The 23,898-nt window shown below is 63.3% G+C and carries 24 protein-coding genes; 3 read left to right on the plus strand and 21 right to left on the minus strand.

Annotation, left to right across the window (positions count from 1 at the left end; translation table 11 throughout):
• Window positions 1-4 precede the first annotated feature (4 nt).
• The 4 genes from hypA to E8K79_RS09415 form a co-directional block, all read right to left on the minus strand.
• Complete coding sequence (gene hypA, locus E8K79_RS09400; protein ID WP_135870765.1) at window positions 5-337, minus strand: hydrogenase maturation nickel metallochaperone HypA; 333 nt, start codon at window positions 335-337, stop codon at window positions 5-7.
• A 66-nt stretch (window positions 338-403) separates the two neighbouring features.
• On the minus strand, window positions 404-1,324 hold the full coding sequence (locus tag E8K79_RS09405) for a sensor histidine kinase (RefSeq protein ID WP_135870763.1): 921 nt from the start codon (window positions 1,322-1,324) through the stop codon (window positions 404-406).
• 358 nt (window positions 1,325-1,682) lie between these two features.
• Window positions 1,683-3,056 (minus strand): sigma-54-dependent transcriptional regulator, encoded by a 1,374-nt coding sequence (locus E8K79_RS09410; protein ID WP_136514530.1) that lies wholly within the window; start codon window positions 3,054-3,056, stop codon window positions 1,683-1,685.
• 22 nt (window positions 3,057-3,078) lie between these two features.
• Complete coding sequence (locus E8K79_RS09415) at window positions 3,079-4,908, minus strand: MEDS domain-containing protein (RefSeq protein ID WP_136514531.1); 1,830 nt, start codon at window positions 4,906-4,908, stop codon at window positions 3,079-3,081.
• 216 nt (window positions 4,909-5,124) lie between these two features.
• Between E8K79_RS09415 and E8K79_RS09420 the strand changes: the two genes are divergently transcribed.
• The gene (locus E8K79_RS09420; RefSeq protein WP_135870757.1) at window positions 5,125-5,406 is read left to right on the plus strand and encodes a hypothetical protein; all 282 of its coding nucleotides are present in this window, start codon (window positions 5,125-5,127) and stop codon (window positions 5,404-5,406) included.
• Window positions 5,407-5,434: 28 nt separating this feature from the next.
• Here E8K79_RS09420 and E8K79_RS09425 read toward each other — a convergent pair whose 3' ends face one another.
• A complete protein-coding gene (locus tag E8K79_RS09425) occupies window positions 5,435-6,157 on the minus strand; it encodes a spermidine synthase (RefSeq protein WP_136514532.1) in 723 nt (240 codons plus the stop codon).
• Between the two features lie 4 nt (window positions 6,158-6,161).
• A complete protein-coding gene (gene rsgA / locus E8K79_RS09430) occupies window positions 6,162-7,097 on the minus strand; it encodes a ribosome small subunit-dependent GTPase A (protein ID WP_136514533.1) in 936 nt (311 codons plus the stop codon).
• A gap of 279 nt (window positions 7,098-7,376) precedes the next feature.
• Between rsgA and E8K79_RS09435 the strand changes: the two genes are divergently transcribed.
• On the plus strand, window positions 7,377-7,814 hold the full coding sequence (locus E8K79_RS09435) for a GSU0071 family protein (protein WP_135870751.1): 438 nt from the start codon (window positions 7,377-7,379) through the stop codon (window positions 7,812-7,814).
• Here the strand turns inward: E8K79_RS09435 and E8K79_RS09440 are convergent.
• The 6 genes from E8K79_RS09440 to E8K79_RS09465 form a co-directional block, all read right to left on the minus strand.
• On the minus strand, window positions 7,811-8,425 hold the full coding sequence (locus E8K79_RS09440) for an HAD family hydrolase (RefSeq protein WP_136514534.1): 615 nt from the start codon (window positions 8,423-8,425) through the stop codon (window positions 7,811-7,813). The genes E8K79_RS09435 and E8K79_RS09440 overlap by 4 nt on opposite strands.
• 14 nt (window positions 8,426-8,439) lie before the next feature.
• Window positions 8,440-10,641, minus strand: a complete 2,202-nt coding sequence (locus E8K79_RS09445) for an alpha/beta fold hydrolase (RefSeq protein WP_136514535.1) — start codon at window positions 10,639-10,641, stop codon at window positions 8,440-8,442.
• Window positions 10,638-11,399, minus strand: coding sequence for a glycerophosphodiester phosphodiesterase (locus E8K79_RS09450; protein WP_136514536.1), 762 nt, complete (start codon window positions 11,397-11,399; stop codon window positions 10,638-10,640). The genes E8K79_RS09445 and E8K79_RS09450 overlap by 4 nt, the downstream gene beginning before the upstream one ends.
• Before the next feature lie 89 nt (window positions 11,400-11,488).
• A complete protein-coding gene (locus E8K79_RS09455; protein ID WP_136514537.1) occupies window positions 11,489-12,973 on the minus strand; it encodes a phosphate acyltransferase in 1,485 nt (494 codons plus the stop codon).
• Window positions 12,957-14,042 carry a butyrate kinase gene (gene buk / locus E8K79_RS09460; RefSeq protein WP_136514538.1) on the minus strand — a complete coding sequence of 362 codons (1,086 nt, stop codon included), beginning with the start codon at window positions 14,040-14,042 and terminating at the stop codon, window positions 12,957-12,959. Before buk ends, E8K79_RS09455 begins: the two co-directional genes overlap by 17 nt.
• A gap of 17 nt (window positions 14,043-14,059) precedes the next feature.
• Window positions 14,060-14,524, minus strand: coding sequence for a pyridoxamine 5'-phosphate oxidase family protein (locus E8K79_RS09465; protein WP_136514539.1), 465 nt, complete (start codon window positions 14,522-14,524; stop codon window positions 14,060-14,062).
• 337 nt (window positions 14,525-14,861) lie between these two features.
• On the opposite strand from E8K79_RS09465, the gene E8K79_RS09470 reads away from it, so the two are divergent.
• Window positions 14,862-15,356, plus strand: a complete 495-nt coding sequence (locus E8K79_RS09470; RefSeq protein ID WP_129126834.1) for a chemotaxis protein CheW — start codon at window positions 14,862-14,864, stop codon at window positions 15,354-15,356.
• 360 nt (window positions 15,357-15,716) lie between these two features.
• Here E8K79_RS09470 and E8K79_RS09475 read toward each other — a convergent pair whose 3' ends face one another.
• From E8K79_RS09475 to E8K79_RS09515, 9 genes are all read right to left on the minus strand, one after another.
• Window positions 15,717-17,438, minus strand: coding sequence for a methyl-accepting chemotaxis protein (locus E8K79_RS09475; protein WP_136514540.1), 1,722 nt, complete (start codon window positions 17,436-17,438; stop codon window positions 15,717-15,719).
• A 238-nt stretch (window positions 17,439-17,676) separates the two neighbouring features.
• Window positions 17,677-18,315 carry a response regulator gene (locus tag E8K79_RS09480; protein WP_136514541.1) on the minus strand — a complete coding sequence of 213 codons (639 nt, stop codon included), beginning with the start codon at window positions 18,313-18,315 and terminating at the stop codon, window positions 17,677-17,679.
• A 149-nt stretch (window positions 18,316-18,464) separates the two neighbouring features.
• Entirely contained in the window at window positions 18,465-19,115 is a 651-nt protein-coding gene (locus E8K79_RS09485) for a response regulator transcription factor (RefSeq protein ID WP_136514542.1), read from the minus strand.
• 3 nt (window positions 19,116-19,118) lie between these two features.
• Window positions 19,119-20,204 (minus strand): PAS domain-containing sensor histidine kinase, encoded by a 1,086-nt coding sequence (locus tag E8K79_RS09490; RefSeq protein ID WP_136514543.1) that lies wholly within the window; start codon window positions 20,202-20,204, stop codon window positions 19,119-19,121.
• Window positions 20,197-21,084, minus strand: a complete 888-nt coding sequence (locus tag E8K79_RS09495; RefSeq protein WP_136514544.1) for a Rossmann-like and DUF2520 domain-containing protein — start codon at window positions 21,082-21,084, stop codon at window positions 20,197-20,199. Before E8K79_RS09495 ends, E8K79_RS09490 begins: the two co-directional genes overlap by 8 nt.
• Window positions 21,085-21,247: 163 nt before the next feature.
• Window positions 21,248-21,472 (minus strand): hypothetical protein, encoded by a 225-nt coding sequence (locus tag E8K79_RS09500; protein ID WP_135870727.1) that lies wholly within the window; start codon window positions 21,470-21,472, stop codon window positions 21,248-21,250.
• 100 nt (window positions 21,473-21,572) lie between these two features.
• The gene (locus tag E8K79_RS09505) at window positions 21,573-21,857 is read right to left on the minus strand and encodes a DUF3553 domain-containing protein (protein ID WP_136514545.1); all 285 of its coding nucleotides are present in this window, start codon (window positions 21,855-21,857) and stop codon (window positions 21,573-21,575) included.
• 233 nt (window positions 21,858-22,090) lie between these two features.
• The gene (locus E8K79_RS09510; protein ID WP_136514546.1) at window positions 22,091-22,960 is read right to left on the minus strand and encodes a L,D-transpeptidase; all 870 of its coding nucleotides are present in this window, start codon (window positions 22,958-22,960) and stop codon (window positions 22,091-22,093) included.
• A 164-nt stretch (window positions 22,961-23,124) separates the two neighbouring features.
• Window positions 23,125-23,766 carry a hypothetical protein gene (locus E8K79_RS09515; protein ID WP_136514547.1) on the minus strand — a complete coding sequence of 214 codons (642 nt, stop codon included), beginning with the start codon at window positions 23,764-23,766 and terminating at the stop codon, window positions 23,125-23,127.
• Between the last annotated feature and the right edge of the window lie 132 nt (window positions 23,767-23,898).

The following is a 23,898-nucleotide window of genomic DNA, read 5'->3' on the forward strand; positions in this document are numbered from 1 at the left end:
TGGATCACTCCAGCTCGAGCTCCTTCACCCTCAACTCCTCGCCGGAAACGACGGTGAGACCGAAGGCGCCGCAGTCCGGGCACGGGGCGAAAAGGCTTAGCATGGGGAACTCGCCGTGGCAGTCCGGACAGCTCCCGCGACCGGAAACCCTCTCTATGCTGAGCTTCGCCCCTTCAAGGAGCGTACCCTTCGTGCACGCCTCGAAGCAGAATTCGACGCTCTCCGGCACCACCCCCGAGAGTTCTCCGATCTCCAGGACCACCTCGACCACCTTGCGCCCGGTCGCGTGAACCTCGCATATTTCTACCATGCTCTGGGTTATGCTCATCTCGTGCATCGCCCGCCTCCCGTTTAAAAGTGCAAGGACTATAGCAGATCGCGCCGGCGCGCAAAAGGGGTCTTTTCAGGTGGTGCGGGCCTGCAGGGTGAAGTAGAAGACGGCCCCCTTGTCCACCTCTCCTTCGGCCCAGATCTTGCCGCCGTGGCGGTTTATGATGCGCTGCACCGTGGTGAGGCCGATGCCGTTGCCCGGGAACTCGCTCGAGCTGTGCAGCCGCTGGAAGGCGTGGAACATCCGCTCCGCATTGGCCATATCGAAGCCGATGCCGTTGTCCTTGAGGAAACAGGTGCCGTCCTCGCCCCCCTCCCACGCGCCGAACTCGATGCGGGCGACCTCCCGCATCTGGGTGAACTTCCACGCGTTTCTTAAAAGGTTTTTCATGGCGATCTCGAGGAGGTTGTGGTCGCCGAAGGTGCAGATCATCGGCTGGATCACGAACTCGACACGGCGCTCGGGATTGCCAAGCTGCAGGTCGGTGGCGGTCTCTCTCATGATCTCGGAGAGGTCCACCACCTCCTGTTTCAGGTTCTGGTAGGAGAGCTGGGAGAGCTGCAAAAGCGCCTCGATCAGTTCGTTCATGTGCTGCGACGACTTGAAGATCCTCTCGAGGTAATCCATGCCGTCGAGATCGAGCCTCCCGGCATACTGTTCCTGCAGGGCGCGGGTGAAGCCGCAGATCCTCCTTAAGGGGGCGCACAGGTCGTGGGCCACCGAGTAGTTGAACGCCTCCAGATCGCGGTTGATCGACTCGAGCCTCTCGGTCTGCTCGGTCAAAAGACGCTCCACCTGCTGGGTCAGGAGGCTGATCTCCTCGTTGTTCGGACGGTCGAGGAGCATGTTACGGATCGTTTCCAGCGAGGTGTGCACCGCGGACTTCAAGTCGACGGCGTACGACGCGTTCAGCATGCTCGATGCTATTTCCTTGTCTATGGTCAAAAACCGTCCCTCCCCGTTATGCCTTTTATCCTTGAACATGTCGGTCATGGGGCACCCCCTTTATGACCTGGACCCGGGCGGCTACCAGGCCCCCAAGCCCCTAAGCTTACCCGACCGGTTGCACCGAAGCGTCCGCTTCCCCCGTCGGATGTTTCCCGTTTCCCAAGCGGTTCCCGCCGCAGCGCGAGCGGTCCGCTTCTTACATACAGCAGCAACCGTGCCGAACCTCTCCGCGTGCGGATTTACCTGTAATTCCGATGCGATGCGGAGGGGCGGACCAAAGGAGATGTGGTTGGCCCCCGCAACAAAGGTTTACATCATCAGTGCCGGTGCCCCGGAGCCTTTGCCGGAAGCGGTTTGCGGAGGGACAACTTTCGTGGCAGGTGCAACGTCCGTTGCAGGCGAATCACGCGGAGGTCGGTTTTCTTCTCAGCCGATTGTTCAGGGCCTGCCTGGAGATGCCGAGCAGGGTGGCAGCCTCACCCTGGTTGCCGTTGGACATGCGCAGCGCCTCGCTTATCAGCTGGCTCTGCGCCTGCTTGATGCTGGGGAAACCGTTGAAGGTCACCGTCACGACCTCCTGCTCCTCATCCGTGCGCAGTTCCGCCGGCGGGAGGTCGATCCTGGAGCGAAACCCGTTGAGGGAGAGGGCTCCCTTCTCGTGGAGCGCCACCGCGTCGTAGACCATGGCCTGCAGCTCCCGCACGTTCCCGGGGAAATGGTACTGCTGCAAAAGGCGCGACAGCTCCACCGGGTACCAGGGCTTCGCCTTCCCCATGTCCCGTGCTGCGAGGGTGACGAAATGCTCCAGCAGCATAGAGATATCCCCTTTCCGCTCCCGCAGGGGAGGGATGTGGATCCGGTGGCAGCTAAGCCGGTAGAAAAGGTCCTCGCGCAGCCGCCCCTGCTCGAGAAGGAGCTTCGGTTCGCGGTTCGTGGCGACTACGATGCCTGCGTCGGACTTGGCAACGGTGTCGCTTCCCAGCGGAAGGTACTCGTGTTCCTGGATGAGCCTCAAAAGCTTCACCTGCGAGCTCTCGCTCAGATCACCGATCTCGTCCAGAAAGAGGGTTCCCCCCGAGGCCCTGCGGATGAGCCCTTCGCGGTGCTCCTGCGCGCCGGAGAAGGCCCCCTTGCGGTGCCCGAACAGCGTGTCGGAAAAGACGGCGTCGTCCACCCCGGCCACGTTGACGGTGACCATGGGCCCCTTCTTCCCGGAGCAGCGGTGCACCGCCTCCGCGAAGAGCTCCTTCCCCACCCCAGTCTCGCCGGTGATCAGAACCGGCTGACCGCTGTGCGAGATGGCCTGAACCCGCTTCAGGAGCTTCAGCATCTGGCGGTCCTCGGTGACGATGTCCGGGAAAGGCATGCGCCGGTTGCGCAGCCGCGTCTCGTCCGCAGTGATGCCGAGGGCGCGGTCGATGGCGCAGAGAAAGGTCGCGTTGTCGAGCGGCTTCAACAGGTAGTCGCAGGCGCCCGCCCGCATGCAGGCAACGGCCTGACCGATCTCGGCCACTCCGGTGATGATCAGCACGGGGAGGTGCGGAAACTCCTCGACGAGATTTCGCAGAAGCTCGGCGCCGTTCACCGTGGGAAGGGCCAAGTCCAGCACCACCGCGGTCGCATCCTCGCGCCGCAGGAAGGGGACCAGCGCATTTCCGTCCTCGAAGACGACCACAGGCCCCACACCGTGCCCCTTGAGCAGCGTGCGGTAGACCTGCAGCATCTCCCGGTCGTCATCCACCACCACTACCGGTAGCGTTGCGTCGTTGCTTTTCATGACGATCCTCTCGCGAGCGTCGCTAGACCTGAAAGTAGAGGGTGCCCCCCTTTCCGGCCTGCTCCGCGCTCCAGATCCTGCCCCGGTGGAGGTTTATGATGCGCTGTACCGTGGCGAGACCGATGCCGCAACAGATGCGCTCTCCCTGCCCTTTCCCGTCCGGCTCTCCCGGCGCCTCGGCGTCCCTTGGGCCGTTGTCGCTCACGTAAATGCTCCGCTCGCCGCGCACCTGCGCCGTGCCGAACCTGATCACCGGATGCTTGACCCCCATGGTCGAGTGCCAGGCGTTCTCGAGGAGCTGCTCCATGGCGAGGCGGAGCATCTCTTTGTCGCCGGTCACCGTCACCCCGTCCTCGATGCGGAAATCGACGGGGCGGCGGGCGGCACCCGAGAGCTGCGCCGCGATCTCGGCGGCCATAGCGCTCAGGTCGACCACGACGGGCCGGATACCGGTCGCGGTCAAGGCGGTCATGCGCTTAAGCGCCTCGATCGGGCCGGCAAGCTCGGCTGCGGCTTTCTCGATGTCCTGCAGGAGCTCCCGGCACCCCGGCGCCAGTTGGGGGGCGTGAAACTGCTTGAGACCGCTGCAGTCGCCGCTGATCCTCGCGAGCCTGCCGGCTAGATCATGGCTGATCGCCTGCCCGAAGGCTTCCAGCTCCGCGGTCCGCACTTCCAGCTCCTCTTTTGCGGTACGCAGGGCCGGCTCCGCCACCCTCGGCGTAACGTCGATGCCGAGGATCCAGTTGGCCCAGCCGTTCACCGGAACATAATGGGAGATGTTGGACCAGGAGACGAGTCGCAGCGAGCCGTCCTTGCAGCGCAGGCGCCACTCCCTCCCCCGGTAATCTCCCCCCTCGCGCGGGTGGTGGACGACGACCTCCTCACGCTGCTCGGCCTCGACGTGGAGCAGCTCAAGCATCGCCTTTCCCATCACCTCTTCGCCGCGAAACCCGGTGACCCGCTCGAACTCGTGGTTGCACGCGGCGAGCCGGTCGCCGCTGTCGAAGGCGAGCATGATGGCCGGGAGATGCTGCAGGATGGTGTACTGGCGCCTGCGGTTGGCGAGGAGCGCCTCATCCTTCTCCTGCATCTCCTTCTCGGTCGCCCTCAGGGTGTCCTCCTCCTGCCAGTTTTCGTAAATCTTCTTGGCGAGGGCGGAGTAGGCCTGCTCCAGCTCGTTTTTCAGGCGCTCCCCGTCGTCGATGACCGCGGTCAACCGGTGCGAGGCGGCGAAAAAGGTGTCGAGCTCGCTCAGGACCGGCGCGCGCATCCCCACCGGAAGATGGAGCGGGTTTTCGCAGACCCTGCCGCTGCAGATGAGGGAGGGGTGTATCCGGGCCAAGTCGAGCAGCCTCTCGTCGCCGAAGCTCCTGCGGTCGTACAGGCAGAGCAGCGCGGTCTCGCTAGCCGCGGCGAAGGCGGTCAGGTTGCGCTCGAAGTGGTGCAGCATCTGCTGCGACTTGGTGTCCCTGAGCGCCCAGGACATGTCACATACGATGCGGGTTCCGCTGAAGCCGTCGGAGGCTGCGCCCGAGCAGATATCCCCCAGAAGTTCCATGATGCGGTCCTGCTTCAAGGCTCCACCACGGAGCCAGGTCTGCCTGAGCGGCAGCAGGATCAGGGCCCCGGAGTCTTCCTTGTTGCCATCCACCGCGTTTTGCAGTACCTCCTCGAGCCGCTTCTCGGCTGCGTGCAGGTAGACGCAGCGTTCACCGAGCGACAACCCTCCCTGGATGAACGGGAGCACCGCGCCCAGCAGTTCCTCATCGTCGCGGTACATGAGACAGAGGTGGTCATGCACGTTGACGACGCCGATATCGGTGATTTCCACAGGGGATTTTTCTTCTTCCATCCCGGTCATCTCCTCGTGCGCGGCATACATTAAAAAACACCAACACAATATACTGGAATCGTCCGGCATTGCAATAACGCAAGCGGCGTTTTTCGCACCGCCGGCGGGCGAAAGGCCTATGACAAGCGCGGTTTTTTGACCGAGATCAAGGATGCGGTACGGCAGGCGTGGTAGCGTGCCCCTCGCGTTTCAATTCAAGGCAACACGGGAGGAAGGATGTGCGATTGCGGATCGGGTAATTCCAGAGGGGGTGGGCCCTACGCCACCGGCAGGGAGTTGGTGGAGTTCGTGCTGGCGGCACACGGCGGACGGGTGGCATGCTCGCCGCTGCCGAGCGCACTCCAGGTGGAGTGCCAGGAGTGCGGCAAAGACTTCGTGCTGCGGACCTTCGTGCAGGGGTGTCCCTCCTGCGGCGGGGTGCACGCGATCTCCCCGCCGAGGGCAAGCGACCCGGCGGCGGTGCAGTATGCGGGCGCTGATTTCGGCGTCGCGGCCTAAGGCGAGATAAAGGAAGAGGGTGCCGGCCTTAGCGGCGCGGCGCCCGTTTCCGCCCTCGCTGCGGCAATCCCTCGGGACGTGACTCAAGGCGCGCCAGGTACACCACGTGCCTTAAGCCGCCGCGCCCGGGACGCTCACAGCTCACCGCGAAACCGGCCTGACGCAGGCGCTTGTCGAAGCCCTGGTCGTAGTTTTCACCCCAGACGGCGAAGACCCCGCCCGGCTTCAGCGCCCCCTTGGTGAGTTCGATGGCGATCTCGCCGTAGAGGGGGTCTATGATCTTGTCGGTCTTCGCGTGCGGACCGGTGTACAGATCGAGGACGATGGCGTCGAAGCGGCTGTTACCCATGGCGCTTCTCCTGATCACGTCGGCCACGTTGGCGATCTCCACGGTGACGCGCGGATCGGAGGCGGCCCCGGCGGTGATCGGCGCAAGCGGGCCGCGGCACCACTCCAGCACTACGGGATTGAGTTCCGCTACCAAGACGTCGGCCCGCTGCGGCATCTGGTCGAGGACCGCCCGGAGCGTGATCGCCATGCCGAGCCCTCCCACCAGCACCTTCGGGGCCTGCGCCTCCTTCAGGTGCCCGCAGGCCACCTCCCCGAGCGCCACTTCGGAGCGGTGCAACGAACTGTTCATCAGCACGAGGCCGTTTACCGTTATAAGAAAATCGCGCTCACCGCGCTGCCTCAGTTCGAGGGTACCGTCCGCGGTCTGCACGCTCTGCAATACTTTCCATGGCTGCGCCATCTGTTTACCTCTTCTCCTTGTTGCTTCTCCAACTACGCTTTAGCGCCTCTTCCTCCAGGGCCTCCACCTCGGTCAGGAGCACGAGGTAGGTGCGGTAGCGCTCCTCGCTGATCCCACCCGCATCCATCTCCTCCCGGACCGCGCACCCCGGTTCCTGCCGGTGCCGGCAGTCGTTGAAACGGCAGTGGTGCGCCTCCAGGGGCTCAAAACCGGGGAACCGCAGGGCAAGCTCCGGGACGGTGATGTCCACGAGGCCGAAATCGCGGAAGCCCGGGGTATCGACCAGCTCCCCCCCCTCGGGAAGTGCGTGCAGCGAAGAAACCGTGGTGGTGTGCTTGCCGGTCCAGTTGTAGTCCGACAGCTCCCCGACCTTCAGGTTCAACTCCGGGCAGAGGGCGTTCATGAGCGAGCTTTTCCCGACCCCGGTGGTGCCGACAAAGGCACCGCGGTGCCCGTCGCTTAGAAAGGCGCACAGCGGGGCGATACCCTCGCCGGTCGCCGCGCTCAGCGTGAAAAGGGGGAGTATGCCGCCGTAAACCGCACGCACCCCCTCACCAAGTTCCCGTGCCTCGGGTAGATCGCACTTGTTGATGACGATGAAGGGGGAGAGCCCCGCGGCCCGGGAGGCGACGATGGCGCGATCCAGGAATCCCGGCGGGGTGCCGGGTGCGAGGACCACACCGAGGACGTCGAGGTTGGCGGCGACCAGATGGATGCCGCCGCGGGCGTCGCGTCTTGAGAGCTCGGTCTTCCGCGGCAGCCGCGCCAGCACCTCACCCTCGACCGTCACATGGTCGCCTACCACGTGGCCCGAGTTGCGCTTCACCTTCACCATGCGACGCTCGCCGCTTGCGAAGAGCACCTCGACCGCCACGCCGAAATGGGAGACGATGAGGCCTTCTTCGCCCCTTTCCCTCCCCTGTTTTCCCTTGCTCCCCATACCCCTCCAGTGCGCCGTTTCGGGCGGTTGTCCCGGCTTTGCCGCCCGGGCCGAGCCCGAGAGTACGGCAGGAGACGGATCGTTGTCAACAAAAGCGTGGAACAGCCGATAAGTGGAGCAACGTACTGTTGACAGCGTGCGGCTTATGAACGATATTTTCCATTATGTGAAAGCGCAGCAAACAGGTACACAAAGCTCGTTTCCCTACAGGATCAAGGGGGTCTTCAATCCCCCAAAAAACTAGAACAGGGGGCGCCGGTGCGACCGGAGGTGGCAGCCATGAGCAAAGAGAGCGTGGATGAAGCGATCAGCATGTACATTGAGGAACGGATGGCTAAGGGAAAGGAGCTGGCGATTACCCATTTCCTGGCGAGCCTCTACCTGAAGGAACACAGCGAAGGGATCATCGAGTGCATGCGCCGCGTGCGCGGGCTCACCCGCTATTACATCGACCTGACCAAGGTGATGCTGAACCCCTTCAAGGGGCCGGAAGTGGCGTGGCTTTTCTCCATGCTCTTCATCGCAGTCTACGCCTGTTTCCTCATCTCGGTCGACGAACAGCGCCCCTTGGGGATCGCCCTGCTCTCCGGGACGCTCGTGAACGGCGCCTATCTGGTGCGGAACATGACGAAGAAGTGGTGCGACCTGCACGTCATGCTGGCGATCTACGACGAGATCGTGCAGATAGCGGACCACGAACTGGAGGGACTTGCCTAACGCAGCGCGAGCGCGAGCTCCGCGAGGCTCCCGACCGCAAGGTCGGTGAGCTCGGGCCAGCGGAAGCTACGCGCGGGATCGACATGGATGGTGCCGGCCCCGGCAGCGCGGCCGGTTAGAAGATCGAAGGCGTAATCGCCTACCATTACCAGTGCCGCTGGGGGTACCCCCCAGCGGCACGCTAGTTTATAGATGCCATCAGGGTCCGGCTTCGCCAGGGCGTCGTCCCTGCCGAGGACGTCCTCCGCCGCTATGTAGGGGAGAAGGCCGATGCGGTTAAGCGTGGCGAGCGCGTTTTCCCTGGTGTTCCTGGTAAGTATCCCCATCCGGGTGCCGCGGCCGTGCAGGAGCTCGACAAGCTCGAGCGCCCCCTCGGCCGGCTCGGTCCGCCCCGCCAGTTCTTCCTCTATCGCCTGCAGTATGGCCCGGGCCCGCGCCGCCTCCCCTTCGGGAAGGGCGTCCAGATGCCCCAGGATGTCGCTCCCCTCCGGGACCCCGAGCACGCTCCTTATGTGGGCAAAATCGTGGATGGCGACGGTGAGGGTACCGTCAAGATCGAAGATCCAGTGCCTGCTGCGCAGCATGCCGTTGCAATCACGCATTTTTTCCATAAGTAAAAAAACCCCTACTTCGCCTGGGCGGTGTCCCGCACCGGTGCCGGCCTGGGCGCCTCGACGCCCCCCTTCATGATCCCTTCGACGAACTCCCACACCGCGGCGTGCACCTCGCCCGCCCCCTCGCCGGCCAGGATGCCGTGGCGCTCAAGAGGGAAGCGCCGATACTTCTTCCGGGTGCTCCCTAGCATCTCGAACAGACGCTGCGAGCCGCGGGGATCGACCACCGGGTCCCCTTCCGCCTGCAGCACCAGGGCGGGAGCACCGATCGCCGCGAGCCTTGGCTCCAGCTCGGCCATGAAGCGCTCCATCGCCCGCAGCGCGGCGACCGGGATGCGGGCGTAGTTCAATTCCGGGCGCTCCGGGATGCTCTCGACGAACTCCTTTTTCGCCCACTGGTAGCTGAAGACGTCCATGACGCGGTTCCATACGGTGACCGCGGGAGCAAAGCGGGAGGAGACGTCCAGGAGCCGCTGCGGCGGACAGACGGCGAAGGCACCGGCCACCTTGCCGACCCGGCCGGCGCAGTCAAGCGCCACTCCGCCGCCGAAGGAGAAGCCCCCCACCACGACGCGGTCGCAGATGGTGTTCATGAGGGCGTAGCCCAGGTCCACCGACTCCACCCAGTCGCCGCCGCTGCGCCGGGCGAGGTCCTCCGGAGAGGTGCCGTGCCCCTTCAGGCGCACCAGGTAGACCCAGACCCCCTTTTCCTGCAGGTAGCGGGCGAGCTCCATCATCTGCGCCGGGACCGAGAGGAGGCCGTGCACGAGCACGACACCCAGGGCGCGCGACCTTCCTTCCAAAAGGGCGGGGGCGCCGACCTCGATCCCCTTGCTCTCCCCCTCCCTGAAGAAGGTGGCGTAATCCTCCCGGTATTGTTCCAGCGCCTGCTCCTCGAGCAGTGCCGCCACCCTCCTGCGCACAAGCCACGCGGGATGCCACGCCATGAGGTGCACCTCGCGCTGCAGCGTGGTGAGCGGGAGCACCTCGTTGGCAATGACCCCGATCGGGTTGTCGATGCGCGCCCGCTGCATCTCGAAGGGGGCCGAGAACTTGCTCCTGTCCTTCACGAGCGCGCCGTCTCGGCGCACCGCCACCCCCTTCTCGATGGCGAGCTCACTGAACTCCCGGTACTTGTGGTAACGGTCGTCGGTCAAAAGGGGAACCTGACTGGTCCTGAGGCTTTGGTGCAGATGGCAGGTGGTCTCCTGCAGGCATTGCGTCGCGAGCAGGAAAACCCGGCGGCGGAAATCGTCCTCGTTGATGCTCAGGAAGGGATAGGCCCGAAGCATGGAGGCGAACAGGTGGTCGTGGTTCACCGTGGTTAGATCGTAAATACTGCTCATGCAGCGCTGCACGAGTCGGTTCGCCTGCCGCTTCATCTCGGGCAGGGAGGGAAGCTGATCATCGAAGCCGTAGCTCGCCGTGGAGAGGATGTCAGCCTCGATCTCCCTGCCGGTCAGGTAGGCGGAGGGGTCGATGGCCCTGCCGAAGCGGATGTCGATGTCCACCCCGGAAAGGAGCATGCTTCCCTCGGTGAGGATCTCCTCCTTGAGGCGCGGGGAGGCATCCGAGAGGAAGAGCTCGGAAAGCCTGCTGAGGGCGTTCTCCCTGGCCCTCAAGGGATAGTAGGTGATGTTCACCGGGACGATGTGGCACGGCCCCTTGGCAAGGGGAGCAAGCCCGGGAAGCTGGAACATCCCCTGCAGGCGCGTCACCTCTTCCGGGGCCACCTGCTGCAGCCTCAGCATGCGCTGCCGGTAGAACTCGGTACGCAGAGCGAGGGTCGCAGCCCCAGAGCGCGGGCGCACGCCGCTGGAGGGAAGGAGCACGCGCTTTCTGAAGAGCTCCTTGTCCTTCACCATCCTCCCCTCGGGGAAGACGATCCAGCTCGCCTCTCCGGTCAACAGGGTCTTCACCATGACCCGGTCGCGGTCGGGATTTTTCGTCGAGACCGCCCCCATCATGTCGAGAAAGCGCCCGAGAGGTCCGGAAAAGAGCGAGGCGTCGGCGAGCGACCAGACCGGCACGCGGGTCAGGCGGTGGATATGGTAGGGAAGAAGCACCGTCTCGATGCGGGTGAAGTGGTTCACCACGAAGATGACCGCCCCCCCGGGGATGTTCTCCTTGCCGTGCACGTTCACGCGCAGCTTGGAGAACCCCTGCAGCATGGCGATCATCCGGCCGGTGGCTAGGTAGGCCTTTCGGTTCATGATCGCTCCACCCGGCGCTCAAGTGCACCCCTTAGCCACCCCGGGCGGTTGGTCATGATGGAGTCGACGCCGAGAGCACAGAGCCTTTCGGCGGCGCGGGCGGCGTCCACGGTCCAGACGTGAAGTTCGAGCCCCCGGTCGCGCAGTTGCTGGACGAAGGGGACGTCCAGGATGGCGCGGTCCCTGCTGGCGAGGCCGTCGGCACCGGTCTCTTCGAGAGTCGCGAGCACCTCGCGCTGCGAGGGGTGCCACGCCCCACGCCAGCGGTAGTCGCACAGCCAGCAGGTACGGTAGGCGGGGAGACGCTCTTTAAGGGATGAGACGAGGTGACGTTCGAAGGTCAAAAAGCGGATCGACTCCGGGGAGACATGGGCGCGTTCGAGGTCAAGCGCCAGCTCCTCGATGATCTCGGCACCGCACTTTATCTCGATGAAGAGCCTTTTGCCCGGGGGAAGAAGCGCGAGCACGCGGGCGAGGGTCGGGATGCGCTCGCCGCGCCAGGCCTCCCCCTTCCATGCCCCAAGGTCGAGACGCTCCAGCTCGGCAAGCGAGGCGCCCGCCACGGTCAGGTCGCTCCCGGCGGTACGGGCGAGGCCTGCGTCGTGCAGGCAGACGACCCTGCCGTCGCGGGTGAGGCGGAAATCGGCCTCGATGCCGTCGGCGCCCTCTGCGAAGGCCAAGCGGAACGAGGCGAGGGTGTTTTCCGGTGCTTCGCGGGAGGAGCCGCGGTGGCCGATGATGAGCGGGGTGGTGGGCATGGCTTTTCTCCCGTCGTGGTCAGGACGTTCATTAGCATACCCGGCCGAGAGCGACAAGGCAAACGGGAAAAGCGGCCGATTACTGCCCCTTAGGCGGTCCGCTGCAGGTAGTGGCTGTAGAGCGAACTTGCGCAGATGGTGAGGAACTTGGTGAGGTCGCTGTCGCTTCTGGAGGTGAGGATGATGGGGGCCTTCGCGCCGAGCACCACGTTGGCCACCTCGGCCCCCATGGTGAAGACCCAGCTCTTGTAGAGGAAGTTCCCACCGGAGATGTGCGGAACGACGATGATGTCAGCCTGCCCGGCCACGGGGTTCCCTTGAAGCCCCTTCTTAGCCACCGCGTCGGGGTAGAGCGCGAGGTCATAGGAGAGCGGGCCGCTCACCTCGGCATGCGGCCACTCCCGGTTCGAGAGTTCCTGCTCGAGGAGCGTGGTAGGGATGTTCTCGGAGGGGACCTCGTTCGCCTCGAGAAGCGCCACCTTGGGGCGTTCGACGCCCAGGGCGCGCGCCACCTGGACCGCGTTATCGATGATGTCGATGGCGGAAGACGCCTCCTGGTGCGCGAAGAGCTCGGGATTGATGGCGGGGTCGGTAAGGAAGATGAGACGCTCCACGCCGGGGAGCTCGAAGATGCTCACGTTGGAGAGCCGCCTGCCGGTGCCGATCCCTTCCTTCCTGGAGAGCACCGCCTTCATGAGGACTGCGGTGTTGAGCGCCCCCTTCATCAGGAGGTCCCCCGTGCCGGAGGCGATGAGCTCGACGCCGCGGCGGGCCGCTTCGTTCCCGGCGTCGTCGCCGGTAACCGGGACGAACTGGTACTGCTTCTCGAAGATGAGGAGCGATGCGCAGCTCTCGCGCACCCGTGAGGGATCCCCCACCAGGAAAACCCGCTCCAGGATGCCTTCCTCGATCCCCTTGTTCACCGCCTTCATCGAGGCGGCGTCGGGTGAGACGAGCACCAGGCTGCGGCGCGGGGCGAGCCTTGCCGCCTCGATCACCCTCCTCATGCCGTGCCCCTTGGTGAGCTGCAGCATCGACTCGCCCTTGTAGAACGCAGCGACCATCCGGCAGTGCTCGCTCAGGGATACCAGCGCGTGGGGCAGCACCGAGTCGAAGTAGAGCGAGTCACCCTCCTCCAGGTGAAAGACCTCCCCGTCAACGGTGACCTGCAGCGTCCCCGAGAGGACGAAGAGGAACTCCTCGCCGGGGTGGAGGCTCACCTCCGCGGGGGCCTGGGCGCGGTACAGGTCGACCACGAAAGGTTCGATGTGGCGCCCCGCGAAGGCATGCGCGAGGCTTTCGTAGTGGAGAAACTCGCGCCGGTCCACCCCTACCCGCTCGTTCCTGCCGGTCTTCACCGCCCGCTTGGCACGGTCCTCCTCTTCGCCAAGGAGGCGCGAGATGCCGACGCCGAGCCAGGTGGCGAGCCGCAAGAGCTCCGAGATACCCGGGGAGAGCCGGTCCGAGAGCACCCGGTCCAGGGTGTCGGCGTCCCACCCGAGCGCCTCGCGCACCTCTTCCTGCGCCACTCCCTTCGCCGCGAGAACCGCCCTCAGATTAGCCCCGATGTTCATCGGTTCCTCCCGCGTAGCACCGCACCGCCTCCGCCCCGGAGAGGACCCGGAGCGCGCCGTCGACAAGCGCCTCGATCTCGAACTCCCCCGGCCGCACAAAAACTGGGGCGATGAATGCCACCCTCCTGCGCACCCCTTCCACCACGGCGGCACCGAAAGCGAGCCCGCCGGTCAGCACGATGCCGTCGACCGCACCGGAAAGCGCCGCGGCAAGCCCGCCGATCTCCTTGGCGATCTGGTAGATCATCGACTCCTGCACGAGGCTCGCCTCGGCGTCCCCCTGCTGCACCCGCGCCTCCACCTCGCGCATGTCGACCGTGTTCAGGTAGGAGTAGACCCCCCCGCGGCGCGCCACGATCCCCTTCAGTTCGCCGGTGGTGAAGGCCCCCCGCTCGACGAGCTCGAGCACGCCGACCACCGGGAGCCCGCCGGTCCGCTCCGGCGAGAACGGCCCGTCGCCGTTCAGGCCGTTGTTCACATCGACGACGAGCCCCTTTCTGTGTGCGCCCGCGGTGATGCCGCCCCCCATGTGCACCACGATGAGGTTCAACTCCGCGTAGTCCCGCCCCAGCTCGCGCGCCACGTCGCGCGCCACCGCCTTCTGGTTCAGCGCATGGAACATGCTGCGCCGCTCGATGCCCGCCATGCCGGAGAGCCGCGCCACCGGCCACATCTCGTCGATGACAGGAGGATCGACCACGTACGCGGGAACGCCCTTGCCCGAAGCCACGGCGTGGGCGAGAATGCCACCCAGGTTGGCCGCATGCTCTCCGCTCACCCCCTCCTCGAGGTCCTCGATGAGCGTCTCCTCCACCAGGTACACGCCGCTCGGGACGGGACGGATCAGTCCCCCGCGCCCCACCACCGCGTCCCAGGCCACCCCGTCCGCCCCGGTTTCGCGCAGGTACGCGCGGATGGCGTCCATGCGATAGCCGAGCTGGTCCATGACGCGCGGAAAATGCTCCATCTCGGCGCGGGGATGCTCGATCGATCCCTTGGTGAGCGTTCCGTCGCGAAACGCGCCGATCTTCGTCGATGTGGAACCGGGGTCGATGGCAAGGATGTTCATGTGACCCTCGCGTCGGATCAGTAGTTGCTTTTGGCGGTCATGGATTCGATGTCGACGACGAAGACGGTGGTGGCGGCCATTCCGGCCTGGGGAAATTCGAAGGCTTCCGGCGTGTACTGGGCCATGATGATGTCAAGCGCACGGGATTTTTCCTCGTGCCCCTCCACCAGGCGTGCCGTTCCGTAGCCGACCACGCTGCGGTACTTCATAGTGAAGTCGCACGGTTTGTCAGAGGCGACCAGCATGGTGTCGGCAATCACGGTGAAACAGACGCGGCTGTTCTGGCGCAAAAGTTCCAGCTTCTTGCCAGCGCCGGCGCAGTGGAAGTACAGGGTGGTGTCCCGGTAGCCGTAGTTCATGGTTACCAGGTACGGTTCGTCGTGGGCTGCAAGCGCCAGGTGGCAGATCTTACCCTGCGCCAGCAGTTCGTTGGCAGCCTGGGCGGAAAGCTGCCGGTCCTTTCTCCTCAGCATGTCATCCATAAAAACCTCCACTGTTGCTCTTTCACAATGCTGTGAAGAAGGCGTGCAATATAAACAAGAGTTCGGCGCGCCAATATTGCCTTTACTCGGCCAGAATGTCTAGGGATTTTAGAGACTGAGTGCTATGGATAATCGCTTTGCGCGGTCTCTCTGAAGCGCTTGGCTCCGGTGGCCATAGTATACTTGCACCGGGAAACATTATAACTATCCAATCATCACACATTTTTCTTAAACAAGTGTCGAAGATGTCGATAGATATGCATGAGACAGAGCGGGCACCCCGGCTCGTCGAACCTGAATACGACAGGTTGTGTCAAACCAAGAAAGGAGAGCAAATATGGCGGTCGAGACTATCACGGAAACAACCCAGTATCTCACCTTCAAGCTCGAGAACGAGCTGTTCGCCCTGGACATCGGTAAAGTGCGGGAAGTGCTGGATTTCACAACCATCACTAAGGTCCCGCAGACCCCCGACTACATGCGCGGAGTCATCAACCTGCGCGGCAGCGTCGTTCCCGTCGTCGACCTTCGACTGAAGTTCGGCATGGCAATGGCGGAGCAGACCGTGAACACCTGTGTCATCATCGTCGAGGTGGAACTCGAAGGCGAGAAGGTGGTCATGGGGGCGATGGCCGACGCGGTCCAGGAGGTGATGGACCTGGAGCCGGACCAGATCGAGCCGCCGCCGCGCATAGGCACCAAGCTGAACACCGACTTCATCAAGGGGATGGGAAAGCACAACGAACAGTTCATCATCATCCTCGACATCGACAAGGTCTTTACCAGCGGGGAGCTGGAGTTGGTCCAGAACATCGAGGGACAGGCGGCGTAAGACTTAATAAGATCATCGACCGCGAAAGGGCAGCGCGCCGGAAGGCGCCTGCCCTTTTTTTCGTGCTTTACGCCGGGCAGGATGCCAGGAGTCCTCGCCCCGACTGCGGTCATGAGGCGTTTCGAGGGAATAGCCACGGAGGAGTCGGCCTGAGAGGGAGGCGCACGGCAGCTCGCCTCCCGCCCCTCCCCTTTCCGGCCTCCCCTCTCCCGTCCTTCACCCTACGGGGGGAGGCGCGGTCTATCCCGGCAAAGCGTTTCAACGCACTCGTTGCTGAACGGGATAAAAAAAAGCGCCTCGAAAGAGGCGCTCATCGGCATCGCATGGCAGGCAACCCTCGGGCGCCCATTAAATTGGGAGTCAGTACTGCTCGAAATCGGAGTCGCACATCTCCTTCGCGTCGGAGAGGTCGATGTCGTGGCCGACCACCTTCTTGGTCACCCCCTGGGCGCCGCCGGCAACGCCCTTCGAGCGGGTCATTTTCTTACCCTGCCCCGCAGCGCCGTTGACACTCCCTTGTTGAGCCCCACCTCCCCTCGCGGGTTTCGCGGCGAAGCGCCTTGCATGGTCGTCGATCTTGAAAAAGGCGACTGCAGTCTGCAGCTGTTCCGCCTGACTCGAGAGTTCCTCGGCGGTGGAGGCCATCTCCTCGGAGGCACCGGCGTTTGTCTGGATCACCTGGTCCAGCTGCTGGATGGCGCGGTTGATCTGGTCCGCGCCGGTGTCCTGTTCTCTGCTTGCCGCGCTGATCTCCTGTACCAACTCCGCCGTCTTCTGGATGTCCGGAACCATCTTAGCGAGGAGTTCGCCAGCCTTCACCGCCACATCCACACTGCTGGCGGAAAGGTCACTGATCTCGGCCGCGGCCTTCTGGCTCCGCTCGGCCAGTTTTCTCACCTCGGAGGCGACGACGGCGAATCCCTTGCCGTGCTCACCCGCCCGGGCCGCCTCTATGGCGGCGTTCAGCGCCAGGAGGTTCGTCTGCCGCGCGATCTCCTCGATGATGGTGATCTTTCCCGCGATCTCCTTCATCGCGCTGACCGTCTCCTGAACCGCCTGCCCCCCCTCGCGGGCGTCCTGGGCCGATTTCACCGCAATCTTCTCGGTCTGCATGGCGTTGTCTGCGTTCTGACGGATGTTGGACGACATCTCTTCCATCGAGGACGACGCCTCCTCTGCCGAAGCCGCCTGCTCCGTGGCCCCCTGTGACATCTCCTCGGCACCAGAGGAGAGCTGCTGGCTTCCGGAGGCGACGTTGTCGGAGGCGCTCTTCACCTCGGCGACGATCCCCCTAAGCTTCGCAACCATCGCATTCATCGCCGCCGCGAGCTGCCCAACCTCGTCCTTGCTGTCCACGTCGATGGTCTGGGTCAGGTCGCCGCTTGCGACCGCCGAGGCGAACTCGACGCCGCGCCTAAGCGGCACGCTGATCATCCTGGAGATGACGATCCCGAGGATCAATCCGAGTAGCACGCCGCCTGCCACCAGTCCCACCATCGCCTTCATGCTCGACTGATAGATCCTGGTGGTCTCATCGGACGCCTCCTTAGCGTTGGCCTCCTTGAGACGCGCAAGCTCGGTCAGGGTATCGTCCACCACCGTCTGCTTGGTCCTCGCCTCGCCGAAGGAGAGCGCCACCGAAGCGGTGCTGTCGTTAAGTTTGTCAGTGGCACCGAGCTCTATCACCTTTTGCTGAACGGCAAACCACTCCTCGTTGGCCGTCTCCAGTCGCTTCAGGATCTCCTTTCCCTTCTCAGTCGTGAACAGGGGACGCGCCTTGTCCAGCCACTCCTTGTAACCCGCCTTGTACTTGTTCATGTTGCCGAGGTACTTTTCGCGCTCCTGACGGCTCGTCGCGAGGAGAAAGTTCTTTTCGGCGCGGGAGATGTAGATCAGGTTTATGTTAGCTTCCTTGACGTAGGAGAGCCCCAGCAGTTCCTTCGCGTACATGGAATCGGCCATGTCGTTGATGGTACCCATGTTGCGGATGCCGAGCAGGCCGACCGCCGCGGTGATGATACAGACTGCTACGAAAGCCGAGACTAACTTGGTGCTGACCTTCAAGTTGGTGAACCATTTCATGTGCGCTCCGTCTTCTGCAAAGGTTTTATGATCCAACCGGAAACAGCGTCCGGTGGTGTCGTTTGCTTCATCGACGCGGGGCGGGAACGATGTATCAGAAAAATACTGAGAAAAGGCGGTTTTTTGGCCGAGACTTGGGGATGAGTGCAGCAGGCGATTAACTAGCAGGCGCGCACCTACGCAACGCGTACCGCCGGAGTCCGAAGAGAAACAGCAAGTGGGGAATCGGTAAGCGACGCTAGTCCAGAGGCAAAAAGCCCTGTCTTATCGCATACTTGGTAAGACCAGCAATACTAGTAAGGTTTAGTTTCTTCATGATGTGCATGCGGTGGGTCTCGACCGTTTTAGGGCTAATCTCGAGAAGTGCCGCCACCTCGCGCGATGTCTTCCCGCTCGCAATAAGCGTGAGGACCTCCTCCTCGCGCTGGCTCAGGGGAGACTTCTCCACGCGGCCGGTAGGAAGGTCGATGCCGAGAACCTCGGAGAGGACGGGGCTCAGGTACAGGCCATCCTCGGCCACCGCGTTAATGGCGTGGAGGAGCTCCTGCGCATCGCAGCTCTTCACCAGGAATCCCCTGGCGCCGACGTCGAGAGCCTGGCGGACGGAACGGGCGTCACCGTGGCAGGAAAGGATCAGTATCTTTACGTTTGGAAAGGCCGACACGATACAACGGCTCGCCTCGATGCCGCCGCCATCGGGCATCACCAGGTCCATGAGGACCAGGTCCGGCTGCAGCTCGTAGGCAAGTCGCACCGCCTCCATACCGGTAGCGGCCTCGGCCACCACTTCCACGCCGGGGGTTTTTTCAAGGATGGCGCCGATGCACTGGCGGATCAGGGCATGATCGTCGGCTAGGATAATCTTCGTTGTCTGCATCGTCGCGGTCGTCTCGGTTTGTAAGTTGCAGTTCCCAAATTAGAGGCACTCTAACAAAATGGGGCCGACGACGATATAGGGGTTTGTATGACAGTCGGATGGGGTTTTTACTGAGAGCCGGCTTTACCGGACGCACCCTGTGGGCGGCATCAGTGGTCGATGCTGGTGACTCCCTCCCTTATGGCGTACTTGGTGAGATCCGCGATGGAGAAGAGCTTCAGCTTCTTCATGATCTGCTGGCGGTGGGTGTCGACCGTCTTCACGTTGATCTTCAGCAGGAACGCGATGGTCTTCGCGTTGTGTCCCTCGGCTAAAAGCTGCAGCACCTCTTTCTCCCTAGGGGTGAGCGCGGGGCCTGCCTGCTCGAAGGAGTCGGGCACCCGCCTTATGTAGTCATCGATGACGACGCCGATGATGCCTGAGCAGACGTACCTCTCCCCGGCGGCCACCGCCTGAACGGCCTTCACCAGCTCCGCCGAACTGCAGTCCTTGAGCAGGTAGCCGCGCGCCCCCGCCCTGAAGGCCTGAGCGACGAAGCGCCGGTCCTTGTGCATCGAAAGGATGAGCACCTTGACGGCGGGGAAGAGATCGGCCATACGCTGCGTGGTCTCGATGCCGTTCATCCCGGGCATGCTCATGTCCATGAGCACCACGTCCGGCGAGGCGCCTGCCGCGAGTTCGAGCGCGGCCCTGCCGTTTTCCGCCTCGGCAACGACCTGGACCCCCTCGAATTTATCCAAAAGGATCCGGACACCTTCCCGAACGATCCCGTGATCATCGACTATCATGACGCGAATCATCGCTTACTCCTCTCCTTCTGCAGCGTCAGCCGACCCGGCGGGAACCGCGATGGTAACGCTCGTGCCGCCGGCTCCCGAGGTAACCGTTACCTCGCCTCCCAGGTGCTGCACCCGTTGTCTTATGTTGAAAAGTCCGAAGCCCCCGCTTGCGGGCGGGGCACAAGGAGAGATCCCCTTGCCGTCGTCCTGCACGGTGACCTCGAGGCGCCCCTCCCGCCGCCTAATCGCTATGCGTACCTGCCGCGCGCCGGCGTGCTTAACCACGTTGACAAGGAGCTCGCGCACCGCATGGTACAGGGTGGAACTCAGCTCCTCCTCCAGGGTGGACGGGGCCGGCGCGCTCTCCAGGGAGACGCGCAGCCGGTAGTTCGTTTCAAACTGCTCCGCAAGCCACTCCACCGCAGCCTCGAACCCCACCTCATAAAGAAGCGGCGGGCTGATCTGGAAGGTGAGCGTCCGCACTTCGCGTATCGCACGCTCCAAAAGGCCCGCCACTTCACGGACCGTCCGCGTTGCACCTCCGGGAAGCTTCTCATCCGAACCGAGGCCGCTCAGCTTGAGCTTTGCGAGCGACAGGTTCTGTCCGATCTCGTCGTGGAGCTCCGAGGCGATGCGACGCCTCTCCTTCTCCTCGGCCAGGGAGAGCTCGATAGCAAGCTCCCTCAGCTGTTCCTGGTTGACGAGCAGCGCCTCCTGCGCCCGCACCTGCTCGGTTATCTCGCGCGAGATGCTGAAGAGGCCGGTGACGGCACCGCCATGGTCGAAGAGCGGCCCCCTGGTGGCGAGGAAGATGCGCTCGACGCCGGCCGCGTCGGTGAAGGTTTCCTGCACCGTCGCGTTCTTACCGGTGGCTATGACGTGGTGGTCGTTTTCACGTATCACCTGCACCACCTCATCCGGAAAGATCGCGCTGTCGTCCACCCCCACGATCTCCTCGGCGGACCTACCGTACATCCGGGCGGCCCGTTCGTTGATCAAAAGGTAGCGTCCTTCGAGGTCCTTGGCATACACGAGGTCCGGCGTGCCTTTAAGCATCGCCTGCAGGATCTCGTCGCTTTTTCTCCGCCCTCCCGCTGCCGTCTCAGGCATCGTCTTCCCCGGTGTCGGCCAAAAGCGCCTCGATGCTCTCGAGTCCCGCCTCCCCCGCCTGACCGCGCCGACGCGACAGTTCAAGGGCGACCGCGCTAAGGGAGCGGTAGACGAGGGCTACTTCCGGGTCCCACGCGTCCAGGGCGCGCAGTTGCCTTCCCACCACGGCCGCGTCCCCGCGGGCGATGGGACCGGTGAGTGCTGCGACGGTCCCGGACCGGAAAACGTTTTCCACGGTACCCCGCACGAGCGGCTCCATCACCTGCAGCGCGGTCTCGCGGTCAAGCCCCCCCTTCCCGTATGCCGTGACCGACACTTCGAGAAGTGCAGTGAGGCAGTTGCACGCGAGGACGGAGCCGGCATGGTAGATCGCCTTGAAACGGGGATCGATGGAAAAAACGCGCGCGCCGATCGACTCGAAGAGCTCCCCCATCTGCTCCGCCGCCCGCCGGTCCCCCTCCACGCCGCACCAGGTGCCCGCGAAGTCGCCGACGGCTGCCGCCGGGTCGGCGAAACTCTTGACGGGGTGCACGCTCGCCACCAGCGCACCTAACTGCGTCGCCGGGTGCAGCACCTCGCTCCCCAGGGCACCGCTTACGTGGCACACCAGGGCCTGCGCGCCGAGCGCTCCGCTTGCGCACAACTCACGCACGCAAGGGGCGATGGCGTCGTCGGAACTGGTGATCAGGTACAAGTCGGCCGGACCTAACTGCGCAAAACCGGCCGCGGGGCGTCCCGCCCCGATGAAGGCGACCGCAGCGCGTGCCGTCGCCTCGGAACGGGTGAGCACGTCCTTAAGCTCAAGCACCCCTGACTCATGAAAAAGGCGCCCAAGCGTCCTACCGACCGCGCCGCACCCAATGATACTGAAGGTTTTCATCCCGCTCTCCTCATGAAGTGGACAGACGCGCTAAAGGGTACGCAACTTATTCTTGGGTGTCAACGACGCCTGAGGTGGGGGAGCATACTGGAGAGAGAAACTGCGCGGAAATGAAAAATCCCCCTTTCAGGAGGGGGATTTTGTCACCAGGCCGGAGCTGGGGTCACGAACCGTCATCCATGTTGAGGCTGTAATCATCACCCTCCACGCATTCGCTTTCCGCCTGTAGAAATGACTCGGCCTGCGAGTCGCGGACGATCTCAATCACGCCGTGGTTGGCCGACCAGACCGTGCCGCAGACGCTGCACTCGGTGATCCCCTCTTTGAACCCTTCTGACTGTAGGTTAGTGTCGACCTGCTGGTGGTTTTTGCACACGGGGCATTTCATGGCTCTCCTCCTGTCACGAAAAACGGCGGCCGATAGTTTTCATGAAGAAGATTATGACGGCATTTCACGGCGTCGCAAGTGCCAAAACCCCCATGGCCATCTAGACACCGGGCTGGCGCGTGGCCGGTTTGGCCGTCGGCTTCTTGTCCTTAGTCGTCTTCGTGCGCACCCGCGTCACCTTCGCGCGTCCCTTAACCTTGGTCGGGGGGGTGTAGGTGGCGGGATCGGCTGGGCGCAGGTCCGTGAAGTGCGAGGAGATGATCTTTCTGACCATGCCGTCGCTGAAGCGTATGGTGGCCATATAGTCGTTCACCTCGACCACCTTGCCGGTTCCCCATTGCTGCGCCATCGCATGACTGACCACACTGCCGCGTTTGACGTTCATGTCGAGTTCCTCGCTGGATGGTTGTGGCCACGCCAGGACGCGCGGATCCACTCGGCCGGAAGGACGGGGTCGATGGGTTGCTTAACCTGGAGTGGAGCTGATTGCCGAAGACAGATCAAAACGATCAGAGACGTGACTATGAGCTGCGGGAAGCTTGCCTGAAATCAGGCACGGTTGAAACTATACACCTGAATCGTGAAATGCACAGATGAGAGTATTCTTTTTTTCAGATTTCACCGCGGCTGTTCAGGTCGGCGCGGCATCTCCGGCGAGGCTGCACCGTCCGGGACGGGCATCAGCTTCTCGGGCGGGATCTGCGGCTCGCCCATGATGATCACCATGGGGCCGCGCACCCGCTGCAAGGCCCCGGTATCACCATCCCCCACCGCCCAGTTGTAAAGTTTCTTCGCGTCCATGAGCAGGGGCTTGGCGGGCTCGCCGTAATACTCGAGCTGCATCTCCTCGTCGTAGAGTCCTATGCAGCCATGAGAGGCGGGGTACCCCGGGAGGTCCCGGCCATGGATCCAGTAAGAGGTCCAGCCGTCACCCACCTTCTCGACGTGGAAACGAAGACCGTAATGCATGGGATATGGGCGCTCGCTCCCCTCCACCGGGTAAAGGCTCGATTCATGAACAGGGTCTACCGCATCGACCCGGTAGGAGCCGTTTTTGAGGCGGAACTCCTCAACGCCCACAGCAACCGGAGCGGAAAAAACCAGCATCCCGAACTCGTAAGCGCCGAGGTACATCTCGTTCTGGTCGATGAGGATGACCTTGGGCTCCTTCCCTGCATCGAGGTAAAACGGGGGCATCGGGTTGAACTCCTTGATGTCCTCCATCTGCTTGGGGACCTTGACCGACATGCCGGCCAGGAAGTGGCGCCGGTCCATGCGGTTGAAGCGCAGACCGTCCTGCCACTGTTTGCCGAAGATCCTGTAAGGGGAGTCTTTGCCGGTGACTTTGACACAGTCCCACTCATAGAGGTAGTCGGTCGGGTAGTGGATTTCGCATAGCGATCGGATCTTATCCGCCGCGGAACACGGGACGCCGGTGATGCCTAGGAGAATCATGAGACTGCAGATGGTGCGTAGCAGGGCTTTCATTTTGCGCCTCGTTCCAGTGAAGCGGCTGGCCGCCGGTTGTGAGACGACTTAATTGTACCAACTTCCTCATGAAAGGGGAAGTGAGCCGGCGTGCGCCCGAACCAAATGAAAAGCCCCCGCGGCGTGAGCGGGGGCTTTGGCGTTACATAGCGGGCAAGGACGCCTCAAACGGTCGAGCGAAGCAGGCGATTGGCCTCACCCCAGCCGCCATGCGCGCCGGTCGCCGCCATGAACTCCTTAACCATCGGCTTCATCTCCTTCGCTATCCGGCTCACCTCGTCGTTAAGATGAAAAAGGCCTTTTCCCGGGACAGCCTCGCCTTCAGCGCCGGCCGAGAGGGTGAAACTGAAGCTCCTGCTCGTAAATTCAGCGGCGTCGGCCTCGTAGCTGTAGGTGAGCCCGTTCCCGTCCGCCTGGAAGGTTTCCGCCTGCCGTTGCATAGAGACCTGTTCGTATTGGATCTGCAGACCAAAGCCCAGCTCCTTGCCGTCCCGGGTGGCAATGGTACCGCTATAGGACAAAGAGGCGGATGCCGCGGAAAGTTCCGTGTCTTGATAGCTCACCTGCTGGACTTCACTGCCGGTGATCCGGCTCAAAAGCTCTCCCAGCATGCGCAGTTCGGTGTCGGAAGCGGCAGCGGCCTTCTCCGCCGCCTTCCCGGACGCAGCCAGCGCCTCGTCCGAGACTTGCACCTGATCTCTTGTCGGCGGGGCCGGCGCGGCTGCCGAGGAAGCAGACGGGCTTGACGCTAGCGTCTGCATGACAAGGGGAAGCGTTGTCGAATTCAGCCTGGGCGAAATTTCCATACCTGCCTCCTTGTATTTGGGTAACACCCATCGTATCGGAAAATAACGCGGTGCCTTGAGCTTTTTCACCCACCGCACCGGTAGTCGCCAAAACTCCCATGCACACTTGGCACCCGGAACCATGTGAAACCG

Origin of the sequence: Geomonas edaphica (genome assembly GCF_004917075.1) — a bacterium.
In the GTDB taxonomy this organism is placed as follows: Bacteria; Desulfobacterota; Desulfuromonadia; order Geobacterales; family Geobacteraceae; genus Geomonas; species Geomonas edaphica.